Raw genomic sequence first — 18452 nt, forward strand, 5'->3', positions numbered from 1 at the left:
AATTCGACACTCAGATGATCACCGATGAGCTGCGAGCCCTTCACGCTCGGGCCGGCTCCAGCAGCGAACCCCGCTCAACTTCGAAGAGCCGTCATCGCAGTAGGCAACCGATTCGGCAATGCACAGCGCCAACCGGTCCCATTCGCCGACGGCAGCCGACGATTCAGCGGCGCCGCGCCCACCACCGGCGCAGCACGTAACCGACGGCGCTGGCCAGGAACAGGGCGGCCGTGACGAGCAGCCAGCGGGCGAGGAACGGCCGCTGGTCCTGCCCGGACGCGGCCAGGTAGGTCGGCCGCCCCAACCGCAGGATGCCGGGCAGGTAGACGAGGAACAGCAGGCCCGAGGCCAGGGCCGGCACCCGGACGTGGTTCAGCAATGCGGGACCCGACGCCAGCACGCCGCGGGTGCCGAGCGCGCGCTGCAGCACGCGGTCCGCCAGCCCGTAGATCGGGAACAGCACGAAGTCGTGTGCGATCGCCGCGCCGACGAACCAGACCAGCATCCGGCCGGCGGTCGGTTCCGCGGCGAGCCGCAGCGCCACCCACCCGGCGACCGCGAAGGCGCCGACGAGCAGCAGCAGGTGCCCGGCCGGCGCCCCGTACGCCGCCCGGAACCGGGCCGCCAGGTCACCCACCGGTACGGCTCCGGAACTCGATCTCCGCCACCCACTTCGTGCAGTGCACGCCGGGCAGGGCCGGGACGATGACCCGCGCCGGGTAGCCGTGGTCGAGGGAGAGGTCGACGCCGTTGACCTGCAGGGCGAGCAGGGAGTCCGCGTCGAGGACCTGGTTGGCCTGCAGGGTCGCCTGCTTGAACAGCCCCGCCTTCTCCAGGGACCGTACGTGCGCGGCGGCGATCCCGTCCGCGCCGACGAGGGCGGCCAGGTCGCGCAGCCGTACCCCGGTCCAGGTCTGTACGGTCGACCAGCCCTCCACGCAGGCGATCGGCAGCGTGACGGTGTGCTGGGCCATGGCCAGCAGGCCGGCGCGGTCCACCGCGACCGTACGTCCGCCGGCGCGCAGGGTGAGCCGCCAGCCCGGCCCGGTGTCGGCGGCCCGGACGCCGGCGGCGGCCGCGGTCCGGTTCACCGGGAAGCCGGTCCGGCCCGCCCCGGGCTGCCGCCCCCGGGGCAGCAACAACGCGGTCCGCCGCCACGGGCCGTCGAGGTGCTGGCCCACGGTGAGGGCGGCGAGCAGCAGCGACAGGCCACCGACCAGGGCGAGCGCGCCGCGCCGGCTCATCGTGGGCGGCCCGGGCCGGGCGGCCACCAGTTCGTCCGGGTCCGGTGGCTCGGGCCGGGTCGCCGCGCGGTAGGTGATCAGCTCCTCGGGCAGCGAACGGGACCGCAGCGCGGTGCGCATCCGCCGCAGCTTGAGCGACACGTGGGCGACCAGCGCGGCGACGAACACCCAGGCGCCGAAGTAGTGGGCGGTGTAGAAGTCGAAGCCGAACAGGTACGCGTACTGGATGTCGAGCAGACCGGTGACGATCTCGAAGAGGATCCCGCCGACCAGCAGGAGCAGGGACAGCCGCTCCAGCACCTGCGCCACCGACCGGGCCGGCGGCCAGTCGAACAGCTTCGGCAGCACCGACCAGAGCTTGGCCAGCACGATCGGGATCAGCGTGATCCCGAGCCCCACGTGCAGGCCCTGGGTGAGCCGGAACAGCCAGGACGGGCGGGTCGGCCAGTCGAACGGCGGCAGCCGCAGCCACCCGACGTCACGCGGGAACGCCTGGCCGAACTGCGGGGAGTAGGCGAGGTAGTCCAGCAACCCGGTGAGGAACACCAGCGGTAGGCCGACGAGCAGGACCACCCCGTACATGGCGGTGAGCCACGGGCCGCGCAGCGGGCTGCGCCACCGCCGGTTCACGGTCGCCGCGCCGGGCGGGGGATGCTCGGCCAGGAACGCCCACCACCGCCGGGGGAAACCGTAGGCCGGCCGACCGGGTGGCACGCGCCCCGACCCGATCGGGGGACCCCCGGCCGGGGAAGAGCTCTCCGCGCCCACCGGTCCTCCTCGCGACTGCCGACGCCGGGACGTCCGGCGGCGGCCGGCCGACCGGATCCCTCTCCGGCAGGCTACGGGCGGCCTCGGCGGCCGGACCCGGTTTGCCGAATTACGGAACGCTTACCGGCCCGCGGACCGCGATGTTGCCAGGTCCTTACGGCTTGGCCGACCGGACCCGAGGCGACCGCCTACCGACCTACCCTGACCGGCATGCGGGTACTCGTCACCGGCGCGGCCGGTTTCATCGGGTCGCAGGTCGCCGACCTGCTCGCCGCCGACGGGCACGAGGTGGTGGCGCTGGACGCGCTGCTGCCCCAGGCACACGGCGGCGAACTGCCCGAGTGGTCCCGGCGGCACGCCCCGATCGTCGGCGACGTCCGCGACCCCGACCTGCTCGACCGGCTGCTGCCCGGCGTCGACGCGGTGTGCCACCAGGCCGCGATGGTCGGGCACGGCCTCGACCCGTCGGACGCCCCCGGGTACGCCAGCCACAACGACTACGCCACCGCCGTGCTGCTGGCCGCGATGCACCGGGCCGGGGTGCGCCGGCTGGTGCTCGCCAGCTCCATGGTCGTCTACGGCGAGGGCCGTTACGAGTGCGCCCGGCACGGCACCGTGCGACCCGCCCCGCGCCGCCCCGCCGACCTGGCCGCCGGTCGCTACGACCCGACCTGCCCGCAGTGCGCCGGCATCCTCAGCCCCGTGCTGGTGCCCGAGGACGCCCCGCTGGAGCCGCGCAGCACGTACGCCGCCACCAAGCTGGCCCAGGAGCACCTGGCCGCCGCCTGGGCGCGGCAGACCGGGGGCGGGGTGTGGGCCCTGCGCTACCACAACGTCTACGGGCCCCGGATGCCCCGCGACACCCCGTACGCCGGGGTGGCCTCGATCTTCCGGTCCGAGCTGTCGGCCGGCCGGCCGCCGCGGGTGCTGGAGGACGGCCGGCAGCGGCGGGACTTCGTCCACGTCACCGATGTGGCGCGGGCCAACCTGCTGGCCCTCACCACGCCGCCGCCGCAGCCGCTGGTGCCGGTCAACGTCTGTTCCGGCGAGCCGCGCACGGTCGGTGACCTGGCCGCGGCCCTGGCCGCCGCGATGGCCGGGCCGGCGCCGCTGGTCGTCGGTGGCGCCCGCGCCGCCGACGTGCGGCACGTCGTCGCCGATCCGCGTCGGGCGGCCGACCTGCTCGGCTACACCGCGCGGGTCGGCTTCGCCGACGGGGTCACCGCCTTCGCCACCGACCCGCTGCGCGAGCCGGCGGCCGTGCACGCCTGACCCGCCGCGCTGCCCGTCGTGTCCAGCAGCGCGGGCGACGCCGGGCCGCGCGGCAGGTCAGGAGACCGTCCACAGCAGGTGGTTGACCGCGAGCGCGGTGACCGCCTGCCCGGCCAGCCACCAGCGGCGGGTCGCCGGCGGCAGGTGCGCGGTGGCGACCAGCAGCCATACCGCGAACGGCAGCCAGATCCGCTCCACCTCGGCCTTGCTCAACCCGGACAGGTCAGCCGCGAGCACCACTGCCGCCGCAGCCACCGGCAGCAGCACCGTCGGCCCGGCGGCGGCCATCGGCCCGACGAGCCGGGCGCCCGGGCCGCGCCGCCGCACCGCCGCGACTCCGGCCAGCACCGCCCGGAGCAGCGCCGGCCCGAGCGCCGGGCCGGCGGACAGCACCAGCGCCGCCAGGTTCGCCCAGACCCAGTAGCCGTAGGGGCGGTCGGCCGCCCAGCCCTGGTAGTACCGCTCCACCACCCGCTGGTAGCCGTCCCACCACCAGAATCCCGCCGCCGTGAACGCCAGCACCACCCCGGCGGCTCCCGCGACCGCGGACAGCAGCGCGGCGATCCGGTCCGCCGGACGCAGTGCCAGCACCACCAGCGCCAGCAGGCCGACCAGCACGAAGCCGTACGACAGGTACAGCGCGTAGCCCAGCACCAGCCCACCGACGGCCGGGGCCAGCCGGCCGCGTACCGCCAGCAGCGCCAGACCTGCCGCGACCACGCCGGCGAACAGCCCGTCCGCCGACGCCCCCACCCACACGGCCCCGGGCAGCAGCACCAGGAACGGCAGGACCGCGCGGGCCGCGGCGTTGGCGCCGAGCGAGCGCAGCGCCACGGGCACCGAGACGGTGACGCTCGCGCCCACCAGCACGCAGGCCAGTGCGGCAGCGGTGCCCCCGCCGAGCCCGATCCGGTCCAGGCCCACGAAGACCAGTAGCGCGCCGGGCGGGTGCCCGGCGGTGTGGGTCGACCAGGAGTCGGGCTGGAAGTCCAGGATCCGCCCCGTGAACCCGGCCAGCGTGGCGGGGACGTCCCGGATCCCGGGCACCTCGTGCAGGTACTCCGCCTGCGGTGTGAGCCGTTCGGTCAACCCGGCCGACCAGCCGTCGACCAGGGCCAGCGACAGCGCCCACGCCACCGAGGCCAGGTAGGCGAGGCCGAGCAGCGGGCCCCAGCGCGCCGCGCCGGCCCACCGCACCCCGACGCCGACCACCCCGGCCGCGACCAGCACCGCCGCCGGGGTGCCCCAGCCGAGGTGCGGCCGCCAGGTCGCGTACAGCGGGGCGGCGTCCGCGTGCAGGCCCACGCCGCGGGCGTTGAGGACCGCGCCGACCGCAGCGGCCAGCACGACCAGCGCCGCCTCGACGCCCAGCACCGTCAGGTCGGCGCGCCGCCGGCGGGTCGGCGCCCGCCCGGGCGCGACGGGCCGCCTCGTGGTCGTTCTCATGCCGACCGGACGGTACGGCCTTCCCGGGACGGGTGACCGGCGAACCGCCGGATCGTCACCGTCCGGTAAGAATCGGTCCGCCGGTAACAGATCCGTAAGGCCCGATCTGCCTGCCGCAGCCCAGGTGGCGGCCTAGCGTCGTCGGTATGTCCACACCGATCGACGTGGTCCTGCCGTGCCTCGACGAGGCCGCCGCCCTGCCCGGCGTGCTCACCGCGCTGCCGCCCGGCTACCGGGCGATCGTGGTGGACAACGGCTCCCGGGACGGCTCGGCGGAGGTCGCCGCCCGGCACGGGGCCCGGGTGGTGCCCGAGCCCCGCCGAGGCTACGGCGCCGCCGTGCACACCGGGCTGGTGGCCGCCGAGGCGGACCTGGTCTGCGTGCTCGACGCCGACGGATCCTTCGACCCCGCCGAACTTCCCGCCCTGGTCGCCCCGGTGGCCGGCGGCGCCGCCGACCTGACCGTGGGCCGGCGGCGGCCCGTCTCCGCCGGGGCCTGGCCGTGGCACGCCCGCGCCGGCACCGCGCTCGTCGCGGCGTTGCTGCGGCACCGGGGCGTACCGCTGCGCGACCTCAGCCCGATCCGGGTGGCCCGCCGCGAGGCGCTGCTCGCCCTGGGCGTCACCGACCGGGCCTTCGGTTACCCCCTCGAACTGCTGATCCGGGCCGCCGCCGCCGGCTGGCGGATCCAGGAGCTGGACGTCAGCTACGCCCCACGGGCCGCCGGCACCCGCTCCAAGGTCTCCGGCTCGGTACGCGGCACGCTCCGCGCCACCCGCGACTTCGCCGGAGTCCTGCGCAACGTGGGCGGACCCCGGTGACGGTGCTGCTGGTGATGGCCAAGGCGCCCGTGCCGGGGGCCGTGAAGACCCGGCTCTGCCCACCGGCCACCCCCGGTCAGGCCGCCCGGATCGCCGCCGCCGCGCTCCGCGACACCCTCGACGCAGTCCGGGCCGTGCCCGGGGTGACGCCGGTCCTGGCCGTACGCGGACGCCTCGCCGACGGCGAGGACGGCGCCGGCCTGACCGCGGCGCTCACCGGCTGGACGGTGCTGCCGCAGCGAGGTCGGGACCTGGCCGACCGGATCGCCAACGCCCACGCCGATGTGGCAGCGGCCTGGCCCGGACGGCCGGTGCTGCAGATCGGCATGGACACCCCGCAGGTGACCGCCGGGCACCTGCTCGCGGCGTTCCAACGGCTGGACCTGGCCGACGCGGTGCTCGGCCGGGCGGTGGACGGCGGATGGTGGGCGCTGGGGTTGCGCGATCCCCGCCAGGCCGACGCGCTGCGGGCGGTGCCGATGTCCACCCCGGAGACCGGCGACTGCACCTGGTCCGCCCTCGATCGGCGCGGGCTGCGCACGCTGACCCTGCCGGTGCTGCGCGACGCCGACACCTGGCCCGACGCGCTCGCGGTGGCCGCCGAGGCGCCGGAGACCCGGTTCGCGTACCAGGTATCGGCGCTGCGCCCCACGCTGGTGCCCGGCGGGCACCGGTGACACTGCACGCCCTCGGCACGGACGGCCGCTGGGCGGCCGCGGCGGGCGGGGGTGAGGACGTCTTCGCCGCCGCCCTCGAAGCGCAGCCCGGCGCGCACTGGCTCGTGCAGGACGACGGCCGGCGCACCGCACTGCCGGTCCGGCGCTGGCACGGTCCGCCCGAGCCGGCGACCGCCGCGGTGGTCGCCCGCTGCGCGGGCCCGACCCTGGACATCGGCTGCGGCCCGGGCCGCCTCACCCTCGCCCTGGCCCGCGCCGGGCACACCGCGGTCGGGGTCGACGTCTCCGCCCACGCGGTGCGGCTCACCCGGGCGCGCGGTGCCGTCGCCCTCCACCGGGACGTGTTCGGGCCGCTGCCCGGCGAGGGACGCTGGGCACACGTCCTGCTCATCGACGGCAACATCGGCATCGGCGGCGACCCGAGCCTCCTGCTCGCCCGGTGCCGGGAGCTGATCCGGGCCGGCGGCTCGGTCGTCGTCGAGCTGGAACCCCCCGGGCCCGGCCTGTGGCGGGGGCAGGCCAGGCTGGCCTCCCGCTCACCGCAGGGGAAGGTGTGCCGGAGCGGGGCGTTCCGCTGGGCCCGGCTGGACACGGTGGCGGTGCACGACACGGCGCACGCCGCCGGGCTGGCCGTCCGGGACATGTTCGCGGTGGGTCGACGCTGGTTCGGGGAACTGGTCCGTCCGTTGTGACGGGTCACGCCGGCCGCGGTGCGGATCTCGTCGTTCGGAGCCACGGCCGCCCGCGCTGACCTACGCTGCCGGTGAGGTGGAACGGGGGACGGATGGCGCAGCCACGGGTGGCGATGATCGGGCTCGGCGGGATGGGCGCGCCCATGGCCGGGAACGTGCTGCGGGCCGGTCTGCCGACGGTCGTCTGGAACCGCCACCCCGAGCCGGCCCGCCGGCTGGGCGACCAGGGCGCGGAGGTGGCCGCCAGCCCCGCCGACGCGGCCGGCGGAGCGGACGTCGTGGTGACCATGGTGACCGACGCCGACGCCATCGGTTCCATCGCCTTCGACCAGGGGATGTTGGCCGCGATGGCCGAGGGCGCGGTCTGGGCCCAGATGAGCACCATCGGCGTCACCGACACCGAACGGTTCGCCCGGCAGGTCACGGCGGAGCGTCCCGACGTCGTGCTGCTGGATGCCCCGGTGGCCGGCAGCCGCGGCCCGGCCGAGCAGGGGAAGCTGGTCGTCTTCGCCTCCGGGCCGGCGGAGGTCCGCGACCGGGTCGCCCCGGTCTTCGACGCGGTCGGGCAGCAGACGGTCTGGGTCGGGCCGGTCGGCGCCGGTTCCCGGCTGAAGTTGGTGAACAACCTGCTGCTGGCCTTCGTCGCCGAGGGGCTCGCCGCGTCGGTCGCGCTCGGCGACGCCCTCGACCTGGACCGCGAGACCGTGCTGGGCGCACTGCGTGGCAGCCCGCTGCTCTCGCCCTGGGCCGGCGAGAAGCTGGACCGGATCGGCCGGGACGACTACACGACCCAGTACCCCCTCACCCTGGCGCTCAAGGACGTGAACCTGGTGTTGCGGGAGGTCGAGGAGGGCCGGTTCCTCGCCGCCGAGTGCCTGGCCGCGGAGTGGCAGCGCGTCGTGGGCCAGGGGCTCGGTGCGGCGGACCTGACCGTGGTCACCCGGGCGCTGTCCCAGCCCACGGGGCGGACCTGACCCCTGGACCAGCCCGCTCTCCTGGGGCGAGGCGAGCACGTGCAGGCCGAGCCAGCCGCAGAGCAGCACCGCCAGCACCTCGCCGAGCCAGTACGTGGCCAGTGGTGTCGGCGTTCCGTCGGCCCCGCCGGGGCCCCGCCCGTTGAGCGGGGCCCCGGCCCGGGTCAGCGACCCTGGAGGGCCTTGACGTTGTCGCCGAAGGTCCAGCCCTTCGACCCGTCCCAGTTGATCGACCAGGTCATCAACCCCTTGAGGCCGCCCTGGTAGGTGTTCCATGCCTGCCCCACCAGCGACGGGGTCATGTAGCCGCCACCGGCGCCGGACTGCGCGGGCAGGCCGGGGACCTGCCGGTCGTACGGGACGCGGATGGTGGTGCCCTGCACGACCAGTCCGGTGTTGAGGCAGTTGGTCTGCGCGACGAAGCCCTGCACGGTGCCGGCGGAGTACGAGTCGCCGGAGCAGCCGTACATGCTGCCGTTGTAGTACTGCATGTTCAGCCACCAGAGCCGGCCGTTGTCCACGTACCGCTTGATGATCGGCAGGTACGCGCCCCAGATGGATCCGTAGGTCACGCTGCCGCCGGTGGCGTACGCGGTCTCCGGGGCCATGGTGAGGCCGAACCCGGCGGGCATCTGGGCGAGCACCCCGTCGATGATCCGCACCAGGTTGGCCTGTGAGGTGGACAGCTGGTTGATGTTCCCGCTGCCGGTCAGGCCGGTCTCGATGTCGATGTCGATGCCGTCGAAGTTGTACCGCTTGAGGATCGGCACGACGGTGGCGACGAACCGGTCGGCGACCGCGGTCGAGCTGAGGTCGATGCCGGCGGTCGCGCCGCCGATGGACAGCAGGAGGGTCAGGCCGGCGGCCTTGGCCTGGCACATCTCGGCCGGGGTGGGCACCTTGACCCCGGCATCCATGCCGTTCTCCCAGAGCACGGTGCCGTCGGCGCGGATCACCGGGAAGGCGGCGGTGACCACGTTGTAGCCGTGCGTCCGGATGCGCGAGTCGGTGATCGGGATCCAGCCGAGTCCGGGGTGCACACCGTTGGCCGCGCCGTCCCAGCTCTCCCAGTAGCCCTGGAGCACCTTGCCGGCCGGCCGGGACTTCAGCGCGCAGGTGTCGCCGCCCGGCGGCGGGCTCGACGGGGTGGGCGACGGCGTCGACGTGGGGGTCGGGGTGGGTTTCGGCGTGGGGGAGGGGGACGATGCGGTCGGCGTGGGGGACGGGGCACCGTCGCAGCCGCCGAGGTCGGACCAGAGCGCCGGGGTGGCCGGCGGGGTCCAGCCGGCGCCGGGCGGCGGGGTGTGCGTCTGCAGCGCCTGGTAGAGCCGGCCGGTGTAGGTGGCCCGGCTGCCGGCGGTCCAGGTGACGCCCTCGGCCCAGGCCGGTACGCCGGAGCAGGTCGCCAGCGCGGTCTGGCCGGCGGTCGCGGCGAGGCCGGTGGTGGCCGTCAGGGCACCTGTGGCGGCGAGCAGTACGGCGCCGCCGAGCAGGGCGGTCAGCCCGCGTCGAAGTCGCATGACATACCTCCTCATCGATGCGTCGGAGGCTATCAGTTAACTTTGTTAAATGTAAATGCGCAGTACGCTGTCAGCGCTTGGTTCATGGCGTGAACGGTGCTGCCCGACGACGGCATCGGGGAGAGGACGGCGGCGGACGTGGACGCCAGACGCACCACCGTGCGCGACATGCGCCGTGCCAACCGGTCGCTGCTGCTCACCCGGATCTGGCTGGACGGCCCGCTCAGCCGCCACGAGCTCGGCCAGACCACCGCGCTGAGCCTGGCCAGCGTGAGCAACCTGGTCGGCGAGATGATCGCCGAGGGGCTCGTCGAGGAGGCCGGGTCGGTCGAGTCCGACGGTGGCCGCCCCCGGGTGCTGCTGCGTGTCGCCCCCGGCTACGGCTACCTGGTCGGCGCCGACGTCGGTGAGACCCGGGTGCAGGTCGAGCTCTTCGACCTGGCGATGACCGCCCTGGCCAAGGCCGAGTACCCGATCGCCGCCGCCGAGCCCGATCCGCAGGACGTGGCCACCCACCTGCGGCACGGCCTGGACGCGGTGATCGAGCAGGCCGGCGTCGACCCGGCCGCCGTGCTCGGCCTCGGCGTCGCGGTCTCCGGGACCGTCGAGCGCACCGCCGACGCCGTCGTGCATGCCCAGACGCTCGGCTGGGACGGCGTGCCGCTCGGCGCGATGCTGCGGGCCGGCACCGACGTCCCGGTCCACATCGACAACGGCGCGAAGACCCTCGGCCAGGCCGAGATGTGGTTCGGTGCCGGCCGCGGCGTCCGGCACGCCGTCATCGCCCTGGTCGGCTCCGGGGTCGGGGCCTGCGTGGTCGCCGACGGGGTGGGCTACCGCGGCGCGCACAGCAGCGCCGGCGAGTGGGGCCACACCACCATCGTGTACGGGGGGCGCCGCTGCCGCTGCGGCAACCTCGGCTGCCTGGAGGCGTACGTCGGGGCGGAGGGCGTCCTCGACCGGTTCCGGCAGGCCAACCGGGGCCGCCCGGCCGCCGGCGGCGACGAGGAGAGCGCCTTCGGCGAGTTGCTCGGGTCCAGCGGCCGAACGGCGGCGAAGGTGCTCGACGAGACCGTCGGCTACCTCGGTGCCGGGGTGGCCACCCTGGTCAACCTCTTCAACCCGGAGCGGGTGGTGCTCGGCGGCTGGGCCGGCCTGGCCCTCGGCGAGCGCTACCTGCCGCAGATCCGCGCGGCCACCGCGCGGCACGCGCTGCGCCAGCCGTACGCCCAGGCCTCGATCGAGCTGTGCCGGCTCGGACCGGACGCGGTCGCGATGGGCGCGGCCACCCTGCCGATGGCCCGGCTGCTGCGCGACGGCGGCGTGCCGCGCGAGCCGGCCGCCCGGGTGACCCTGGCGCGCCCGGCGCCGCGCCCGCGGACCCGGACCCGCTGAGCCGCCGGGCCGGCGACGACGCCCGGCGGCCAGCCCGGGCGCGCCGGACGGCCGCCCGGGAGGATCCCGTGCGGCCGCCCCGGCCGTGGATCAGCGCTGCCCGCGCACCCGCCGCACCGTGTCGCGGTACCAGTGCGCGCTGCGCTTCGGCGTACGCCGCTGGGTGTCGTAGTCCACCCGGACGATGCCGAACCGCTTGTCGTAGCCGTACGCCCACTCGAAGTTGTCCAGCAGCGACCAGGCGAAGTAGCCCCGCACGTCGGCCCCGGCCTGCCGCGCCCGGGCCACCGCCCGCAGGTGCTCGGCCAGGTACGCCACCCGATCGTCGTCGGCCACGAACCCGTCGGCGTCCGGCCGGTCGTCGAACGCCGCCCCGTTCTCGGTGACCACCAGCGGCACGCCCGGGTAGTCCCGGCTCAGCCGCACCAGCAGGTCGGTGAAGGACGCCGGCACTATCTCCCAGTCCATCGCGGTACGCGGCAGGTCCCGCCGGACCACCCGCCGCACCGGCCGACCCTCGTCGTCCCGCTCCCGGCCCCGCTCGTCCACCCCGGAGAAGAGCTGCCCGAAGTAGAAGTTGACGCCGAGCACGTCGATCGGGGACGAGATGACCGCCAGGTCGCCGTCCTCGATCGGGAGCCGGACGCCCTCGGCGGCCAGGTCCGCCACCACGTCCACCGGGTAGCGCCCGTGGCACAGCGGGTCCAGGTAGAGCCGGTTACCCAGCCCGTCGGAAGCCCGGGCGGCGTCCCGGTCGGCCGGGTTGTCGGTGGCCGGATCGGCGGTGGCCAGGTTGACCGTGATGCCCAGCTCGATCGGGCCGGTCGCGGCCGCCCGCAGGCGCTGCACCGCCAGCCCGTGGCCGAGCAGCAGGTGGTGGGCGGCGGCGATCCCGTCGCCCAGGTCCCGCCGGCCCGGGGCGTGCTGGCCGTACGCGTAGCCGAGCATCGCCGAGCACCACGGCTCGTTCAGCGTCGTCCAGGTCTTCACCCGGTCACCGAGCGCGGCGAAGACCAGCTCGGCGTAGTCGGCGAACCGGTACGCGGTGTCCCGATGCGGCCAGCCGCCCGCGTCCTCCAGCTCCTGCGGCAGGTCCCAGTGGTAGAGGGTCACCCACGGGTCGATGCCCCGGCCGAGCAGCTCGTCGACGAGCCGGTCGTAGAAGGCCAGCCCGGCCGGGTTGGCCGGTCCACGCCCGCCCGGTTGCACCCGCGGCCAGGCCACCGAGAAGCGGTACGTGTCCAGCTCCAGGTCGGCGATGAGCCCGACGTCCTGCGGCATCCGGTGGTAGTGGTCGCAGGCCACGTCGCCGGTGTCGCCGCCCGCCACCGCCCCGGGAACGCGGCAGAAGGTGTCCCAGATGGACTGCGTGCGTCCGTCCTCGGCCACCGCCCCCTCGATCTGGTACGACGAGGTCGCCACCCCCCACCGGAAGGTCGGCGGGAGCGTGTCGATCGGGTCGGCCTGCCCGGGCGACGACTCCAGCTCGGCGCGGCTGACGTCGCGCCGCAAACTGGAGCCGTCGGTGGTCGCCGGGCGGGTGAGGTCGGTGTCCATGGTTCTCCTCGCGGTCACGGGTGTTCGGTCGGGCGGTGGATGGTCAGCGGGGGACCGGCTCGGCGGCGGGATGCAGCCAGCAGGCGACGGCACGCCCGGGGCGGTCGTCGCCGGGCGGGCCCAGCGGCGGCAACTCCTTGTCGCACGGGCCGAACGCTTTCGGACAGCGCGGGTGGAACACGCATCCGCTCGGCATGGCGCGCAGGTCCGGCGGGGAGCCGGGGATGCCGGTCAGCTCGCGCCGGGGGCCGCGCAGCGCCGGGAAGGAGTGCAGCAACCCGTCGGTGTACGGGTGCAGGGCCCGCCGGTACAGCTCGGCCGCGGGGGCCTCCTCGACGATCCGGCCGCCGTACATGATGGCGATCCGGTCGGAGAACTCGACCAGCAGCGACAGGTCGTGGGTGATGAACAGCACCGCGAAGCCCAGCCGTTGCCGCAGCTCGGCGAGCTGGCCGAGGATCTGCCGCTGCATCACCACGTCGAGCGCGGTGGTCGGTTCGTCCATGATGACGACCTGCGGTTCCAGCGCCAGCGCCATGGCGATCATGACCCGTTGCCGCATCCCGCCGGAGAGCTGGTGCGGGTAGCTGTCCAGCCGGTCGGCGGAGATGCCGACCAGGCGCAGCAGCTCCCGCGCCCGGGCAAGCCGGCCCGCCGCCGTGCTTCTCGGCTCGTGTGCCTTGATCACGTCGAGCAGTTGGGTGGAGACCCGGTGCACCGGGTTGAGCGAGTTCATCGCGCCCTGGAACACGATGGACGTCTCCGCCCAGCGGAACTGCCGCAGCTTCGCCGGAGCCAGGGTCAGCACGTCGACCGGGGGCCCGTCGAACGGGTGGTAGATCACCTGCCCGCCGCTGACCACGCCGGGTGGCGGCAGCAGCCGGGTCAGCCCGTACGCCAGAGTGGACTTGCCGCTCCCGCTCTCCCCGGCCAGCCCCAGCACCTCGCCCCGGTGCAGGGTCAGGTCGACGTCGCGGACGGCGTGTACCGCCTCGTCGCCGAGCCCGTAGTCGACGCGGAGCTTGCGGACCTCCAGGACCGGTTCGCTCATCGGTGCCCCCTTTCGTTCGCGGCTGCGGGCCGCCGGCGCGGGGCCGGGACGGCTGCGGTCGGCGCCAGGACGGGGGTGAAGCCCACCCGCATCCGCGCCGTGCGCCCGTCGGCGGTACGGATCCGGGCCCGGCCGCCGCTGCGCAGCCGAGGGCTGACGAACTCGTCGATGCCGAAGTTGATCAGCGCGAGGGCGGTGCCGAGCAGCGCGATGGCCAGCCCGGCCGGTACGAACCACCACCAGGCGCCCTGGGCGAGTGCCTGCTGGCCCTGCGCCCAGAACAGGATCGTGCCCCAGTTCCACGAGCTGACCGACGAGATGCCGATGAACGCGAGCGTGATCTCCGACATCACCGCGAAGATCACCGTGCCGACGAAGCCGGACGCGATGATCGCGGTGAGGTTGGGCAGGATCTCGAACAGGATGATGCGCCAGGTCCGTTCGCCGGTGGCCCGGGCCGCCTCGACATAGTCGCGGCGGCGCAGCGACAGCGTCTGGGCGCGCAGCACCCGGGCGCCCCACGCCCACGAGGTGCAACCGATGATGAGCGCGACCAACGTGTCGCTGGCCTGGTCGACGATCGACGTCACGATGATGATCAGCGGCAACGCCGGGATCACCAGGAACACGTTGGACAGCGCCGAGCCCGCCTCGTCGGCCAACCCGCCGAGGTAGCCGGACGTCACGCCGATGACGATGGACAGCATCGTCGCCAGGACGCCGGCGAACAGGCCCACAAGAACCACGCTGCGGGTGCCGACCAGGATCTGGCTGAAGATGTCCTGCCCGAGATGCGTGGTGCCGAACCAGTGCCTGGCCGACGGCGCCTGCAGGATGTCGCCGCTGCGACCGTCCGGGTCGTACGGGGCCACCCACGGCCCGATGATCGCGAAGAGGCCGTAGCCGGCCAGGACGACCACGCCGGTCGCGGTCTTGGCGTTGGCCAGGAAGCGCAACCGACGCCGCCTCGTCCGGCCCGGCGCGGCCGACGGCTGGGCCATCGCGCCCTGGCCGGGGATGACCTGCTCGATACTCGACGGTGAGATCGTCATCGTTCAGCCACTCTTTCGGGTCCGCGGGTCGAGAAGCAGGTACGCGACGTCGGCGATGAGGTTCGCCACCAGCACGGAGATCGTGATGATCAGGAAGATCCCCTGCATCAGTGGGTAGTCCTTGTAGCCGACCGCCTGGAAGAGTTGGAAGCCGAGACCCGGGTACGAGAACACGATCTCCACGAGCAGGGTGCCGCCGACGATGAACCCGAGCGACAGCGCGAAGCCCGAGACGTTGGGCAGCAGCGCGTTGCGGGCGGCGTAGCTCAGAGCCACCCGGCGTTCCGACAGGCCCTTCGCGTGGGCGACCGTGATGTAGTCCTCGGACGAGACGGTGACCATCATGTTGCGCATGCTGAGCAGCCAGCCGCTCATCGAGGAGACCAGGATGGTGGCGGCCGGCAGGATGCTGTGCTGGATCGCGCTCGGGATGAAGTACTGGTCGAACGCCGGCACGAGACCCGGCTCGTAGCCGCCGGACGACGGGAAGAAGCTGCCCGGCCCGGCGAACAGGGCGATCGCCACGAGACCCAGCCAGAAGTACGGGATCGACGAGAGGAACGTCGTGGCCGGGAGCAGGGCGTCGATCCACGAGCCGCGCCGCCAGCCGGCGCCGACGCCGAGCGCCGTGCCGAGGAGGAAGCTGACGATCGTGGTGATGCCGACCAGGCCGACCGTCCACGGCAGGCTGTCGCCGATGACCGTCGACACTGGCGTCGGGAAGAACGTGAACGACAGCCCGAGGTCGCCGTGGAGGAGTTGCTTCCAGTAGTCGACGTACTGCTCGGCGAGGCTCTGGTTCTTGTCCAGTCCGAACAGTACGCGTAGGGACTGGATGGCGTCCGCGCTGATCCGGCCCTGGTTACGCGAGATGAGGGCCTGGACTGGGTCACCTGGGATCATGCGCGGGATGAAGAAGTTGAGCGTGATTGCGGCCCACGCCGTGAACAGGTAGAAGGCGATGCGCTGGAGCAGGAACTTCATCGGGTCTCCCCCGAAGTGGCGGTGCCGTCCGGACGGGCCGGCGCCGGGGGCGGCGGGACGGCACCGGCGTCTTCGGCGGCGACGGTGGCCGGGTCGTAGAGCCAGCACGCCGCCCAGTGGCCGGGTCGGTCGGCGATCTCCAGCCGGGGCGGTAGGTCGACCGAGCAGCGGGGCATGGCGTGCGGGCAGCGCGGGTGGAACCGGCAGCCGGCCGGTGGCCGGATGAGGCTCGGCGGCTCCCCGGTGCCCCGGTCCTGCGCGGTGGCGGCTGCGGCGCCGGTGATGCTGTCGGGGTCGGGTGCCGACTCGATGAGCAGGCGGGTGTACGGGTGGGCCGGGCGCTGCGTGACCGTCTCGCTGTCGCCGCCCTCGACCATGCGGCCGGCGTACATCACGATCGTCTCGTCGGCGAAGTACCGGGCCGACGCGATGTCGTGCGTGATGTACAGGATGGCGAGGTTGAGCCGCTCCTTGAGGTCCCGCAGCAGGTTGAGCACGCCGAGGCGGATCGAGACGTCGAGCATGGAGACCGGCTCGTCGGCGAGCAGCACCTCCGGGTCGGCGCCGAGCGCCCGGGCGATCGCGACGCGCTGCCGCTGACCGCCGGAGAGCTCGTGCGGGAACGCGTCCAGGTAGCGCTCGGGCGGCGTGAGGCTGACCCGGGTGAGCAGATCGGCGAGCGCCCGGTCCAGGTCTGCGGCGGTGCGGCCGGCGTTGCAGTGGATGCGCAGCGACCGGGTCAGGTGATAGCGGATCGTGTGCACCGGGTTGAGCGACGCGAACGGGTCCTGCAGGATCAGTTGGACGCGTCGTACGTACGACCGGAACGCCCGGCCGCCGTGGACCCGGGTCGATACGCCGTGCAGCCGGATGTCGCCGGCGGTGCGGCGGAAGAGTTGGGCCAGCAGCCGGGCCACCGTGGACTTGCCGGATCCGGACTCACCGACCAGCGCGGTCACCTGGCCACGGCGTAGCGCGAACGATACGTCGTCGACGGCGTGGACGGCTGCCGGCACCCGGGAGACGAGGTCGCGCAGCCGCCTGCGGACGGGGAAATGCTTGGTCAGGCCGACGGCCTCCAGCACCACCTCGTTGACCGGCGCCGCCGTGCTTTCGCTCAACGTCATGCCGAGTTTCCTGTCTTCGGGGTGTCTGTCACCGAGGGGTGCGCGGTGACCGGTTGCGAACGTGGGAGTAGGCCTCCCCGGTCGGCCGTGGCCGACCGGGGAGGCGGTGCTGGTGGGTCAGCTGCCGGCGGGCTTGAGGTGCAGGACCACGTCCAGCGCGTTGGGCTGGGTGGGCTGCAGCGCGCCGTACGGGTTGGCGTCGTCCGGCCAGCCGGTCCAGTTCTTCGTGCTGTACGCGCCACCGATGTTGTCCGCGCCGACCGGGATCATCGGCATCTGCTCGACGAAGATCTTCTGCAGCGTGTTCATCGCGGCGGTCCGGGCGGCCTCGTCCGTCGCGTTGGCGTAGGACCGCAGGGCATCGGTCGCCTGCTGGTTGTTGAAGCGGCCGAAGTTGCCGGCGGGGGAGGCGGTGCCGATCGGCTTCAGCTGCGAGCCGTCCATGATGGTCCGGTAGATGTCGTACGGCGTGGCGCCGCCCTCGGTCCACCGGAAGGTCGCGTCGAAGTTGCCCTGCTCGACGTTGCGGAACCAGGCGTCCTGGTTGGCCTTGTCGACCGTGGCCGAGATGCCGATCTTGGACAGGTTGTCCCGCACGATCTCGAGGCTGGTCTGGTAGTCGGACCAACCGGCCGGGTCGGTCAGGGTCAGCTTGACGGGCTTGCCGGTCTTGTCCTTGAGGGTGTTGCCGTCGAGCTGGTAGCCGGCGCCGGTGAGCAGCGCCTTGGCGCCCTCGACGTCGACCTTGTGCTGCTGGCCCTTGAACTCGGCAGCGATGAACGTGTCACCGGCGGGGCTGGGCAGACCGGTCACGCTCTTCACGACCGGGTGGAAGTAGCCGGCCTCGGCGGTGTTGAAGATGTCCTCGCGGTCGATGACCATGTTCATCGCCCGGCGCAGCACCGGGTCGTCGAACGGCTTCTTGGTGGTGTTGACGTACAGGCCGTGGATGCCCAGGACCGGCGGCGCCCACACCTTGTGGTGGGCCGGGTCCTTGTCGACGAAGACGGCCTGGTAGTTGGGGATGAAGACGAAGCTCCACTCCGACTCGCCGTTGGCGAGGGCGGTGGTCTGCGCGCTGTTGTCGGTGTACGACGTGAAGCGCAGCTCCTTGACCTTCGGCAGGTCCTGCCAGTAGCCGCCGTCCCGCACGGCCAGGGTCGTGGTGGCCGGGGTGAAGGACTTCAGCGTGTACGGGCCGCTGCCGACGGGCTGCTTGTTGGGGTCGGTCGTCGGGTCGCTGATCTTCTCCCAGATGTGCTTGGGGACGATCGGCACCCGGAACAGGACCTTCTGCTGGTTGACGAACTGCGGGCTGGCGATCTTGATGGTGACCTCGTTGCCGCTCGCCGTCGCGTCCGTGTACGGCACGCCCTGGTCGTTCAGCGCCGGGTACTTCTTGACCAGGTTGTAGGTGAACGCCACGTCCTCGGCGGTGAGCTTCTGGCCGTCCGACCAGGTGGCGTTGTCCCTGATGGTGACCTTGACCGAGGTGTAGTCCGGCGACCATTCGGCCTTGCTGGCCAGCCACGGCTTCATCGGGTCGCTCGGCTTGACCGGGTTCCACATCATCAGCGGCTCGTAGATCTGCCAGCGGTAGCCCAGCGAGGCAGCGGCCGAGGTGGTGAGGAACGGGTTGTGGTTCTCGGCCTGCGGGCCGTTCGGCATGCCGGCGTTCAGCACGGTGGCCGCCTGGGCCTTGTTCTTGTTCGCGTTCGGACTGTCGCCGCAGGCGGCGAGCGTTGCCAACGCCGTCACGCTCGCCAGGGCGAGAGCGAGGCTGCGTCTGACGCGCATGTGTTCCTCCCGGTCGTGGTGGGTTCGGTGGGTTCGTCGGCGGAGCGGGGTGTGCGTCACCGCGGCGGGACGTGC

At 73.6% G+C, this 18452-nt stretch carries 16 protein-coding genes; 6 read left to right on the forward strand and 10 right to left on the reverse strand.

The window, feature by feature from the left end; genetic code table 11:
• Positions 1–163 precede the first annotated feature (163 nt).
• Both ACFYML_RS30665 and ACFYML_RS30670 read right to left on the reverse strand, forming a co-directional pair.
• Positions 164–637 carry a hypothetical protein gene (locus ACFYML_RS30665; RefSeq protein WP_387423933.1) on the reverse strand — a complete coding sequence of 158 codons (474 nt, stop codon included), beginning with the start codon at positions 635–637 and terminating at the stop codon, positions 164–166.
• A complete protein-coding gene (locus tag ACFYML_RS30670) occupies positions 630–1958 on the reverse strand; it encodes a molybdopterin-dependent oxidoreductase (protein WP_387423934.1) in 1329 nt (442 codons plus the stop codon). The genes ACFYML_RS30665 and ACFYML_RS30670 overlap by 8 nt, the downstream gene beginning before the upstream one ends.
• 264 nt (positions 1959–2222) lie before the next feature.
• Here ACFYML_RS30670 and ACFYML_RS30675 point away from each other — a divergent pair, with 264 nt between their 5' ends.
• The gene (locus ACFYML_RS30675; protein ID WP_387423935.1) at positions 2223–3284 is read left to right on the forward strand and encodes an NAD-dependent epimerase/dehydratase family protein; all 1062 of its coding nucleotides are present in this window, start codon (positions 2223–2225) and stop codon (positions 3282–3284) included.
• Between the two features lie 57 nt (positions 3285–3341).
• Here ACFYML_RS30675 and ACFYML_RS30680 read toward each other — a convergent pair whose 3' ends face one another.
• Positions 3342–4730 carry a hypothetical protein gene (locus ACFYML_RS30680; protein WP_387423936.1) on the reverse strand — a complete coding sequence of 463 codons (1389 nt, stop codon included), beginning with the start codon at positions 4728–4730 and terminating at the stop codon, positions 3342–3344.
• 146 nt (positions 4731–4876) lie between these two features.
• On the opposite strand from ACFYML_RS30680, the gene ACFYML_RS30685 reads away from it, so the two are divergent.
• The 4 genes from ACFYML_RS30685 to ACFYML_RS30700 all read left to right on the forward strand — a co-directional run bounded on the left by ACFYML_RS30685 (position 4877) and on the right by ACFYML_RS30700 (position 7894).
• On the forward strand, positions 4877–5551 hold the full coding sequence (locus ACFYML_RS30685) for a glycosyltransferase family 2 protein (protein WP_387423938.1): 675 nt from the start codon (positions 4877–4879) through the stop codon (positions 5549–5551).
• Positions 5548–6228, forward strand: a complete 681-nt coding sequence (locus tag ACFYML_RS30690) for a DUF2064 domain-containing protein (protein WP_387423939.1) — start codon at positions 5548–5550, stop codon at positions 6226–6228. The genes ACFYML_RS30685 and ACFYML_RS30690 overlap by 4 nt, the downstream gene beginning before the upstream one ends.
• Entirely contained in the window at positions 6225–6920 is a 696-nt protein-coding gene (locus ACFYML_RS30695) for a class I SAM-dependent methyltransferase (protein WP_387423940.1), read from the forward strand. Before ACFYML_RS30690 ends, ACFYML_RS30695 begins: the two co-directional genes overlap by 4 nt.
• A 92-nt stretch (positions 6921–7012) precedes the next feature.
• Complete coding sequence (locus tag ACFYML_RS30700) at positions 7013–7894, forward strand: NAD(P)-dependent oxidoreductase (protein ID WP_387423941.1); 882 nt, start codon at positions 7013–7015, stop codon at positions 7892–7894.
• A gap of 164 nt (positions 7895–8058) precedes the next feature.
• Here the strand turns inward: ACFYML_RS30700 and ACFYML_RS30705 are convergent, their stop codons facing one another.
• Positions 8059–9414, reverse strand: a complete 1356-nt coding sequence (locus tag ACFYML_RS30705) for a glycosyl hydrolase family 18 protein (RefSeq protein ID WP_387423942.1) — start codon at positions 9412–9414, stop codon at positions 8059–8061.
• Positions 9415–9510: 96 nt separating this feature from the next.
• Between ACFYML_RS30705 and ACFYML_RS30710 the strand changes: the two genes are divergently transcribed.
• A complete protein-coding gene (locus tag ACFYML_RS30710) occupies positions 9511–10809 on the forward strand; it encodes an ROK family protein (RefSeq protein ID WP_387423943.1) in 1299 nt (432 codons plus the stop codon).
• 90 nt (positions 10810–10899) lie between these two features.
• On the opposite strand, the gene ACFYML_RS30715 is transcribed toward ACFYML_RS30710, so the two are convergent.
• From ACFYML_RS30715 to ACFYML_RS30740, 6 genes are all read right to left on the reverse strand, one after another.
• The gene (locus ACFYML_RS30715) at positions 10900–12366 is read right to left on the reverse strand and encodes a GH1 family beta-glucosidase (RefSeq protein ID WP_387423944.1); all 1467 of its coding nucleotides are present in this window, start codon (positions 12364–12366) and stop codon (positions 10900–10902) included.
• A 43-nt stretch (positions 12367–12409) separates the two neighbouring features.
• Entirely contained in the window at positions 12410–13417 is a 1008-nt protein-coding gene (locus tag ACFYML_RS30720; RefSeq protein ID WP_387423945.1) for an ABC transporter ATP-binding protein, read from the reverse strand.
• A complete protein-coding gene (locus tag ACFYML_RS30725; protein ID WP_387423946.1) occupies positions 13414–14469 on the reverse strand; it encodes an ABC transporter permease in 1056 nt (351 codons plus the stop codon). The genes ACFYML_RS30720 and ACFYML_RS30725 overlap by 4 nt, the downstream gene beginning before the upstream one ends.
• A 3-nt stretch (positions 14470–14472) precedes the next feature.
• Positions 14473–15453: an ABC transporter permease gene (locus tag ACFYML_RS30730; RefSeq protein ID WP_387281175.1), complete on the reverse strand. Its 981-nt coding sequence runs from the start codon at positions 15451–15453 to the stop codon at positions 14473–14475.
• Positions 15450–16580, reverse strand: coding sequence for an ABC transporter ATP-binding protein (locus ACFYML_RS30735; protein WP_387423947.1), 1131 nt, complete (start codon positions 16578–16580; stop codon positions 15450–15452). Before ACFYML_RS30735 ends, ACFYML_RS30730 begins: the two co-directional genes overlap by 4 nt.
• Before the next feature lie 117 nt (positions 16581–16697).
• On the reverse strand, positions 16698–18377 hold the full coding sequence (locus tag ACFYML_RS30740) for an ABC transporter substrate-binding protein (protein ID WP_387423948.1): 1680 nt from the start codon (positions 18375–18377) through the stop codon (positions 16698–16700).
• Positions 18378–18452 lie beyond the last annotated feature (75 nt).

This window comes from Micromonospora sp. NPDC007230 (genome assembly GCF_042869115.1).
Classification (GTDB): domain Bacteria; phylum Actinomycetota; class Actinomycetes; order Mycobacteriales; family Micromonosporaceae; genus Micromonospora.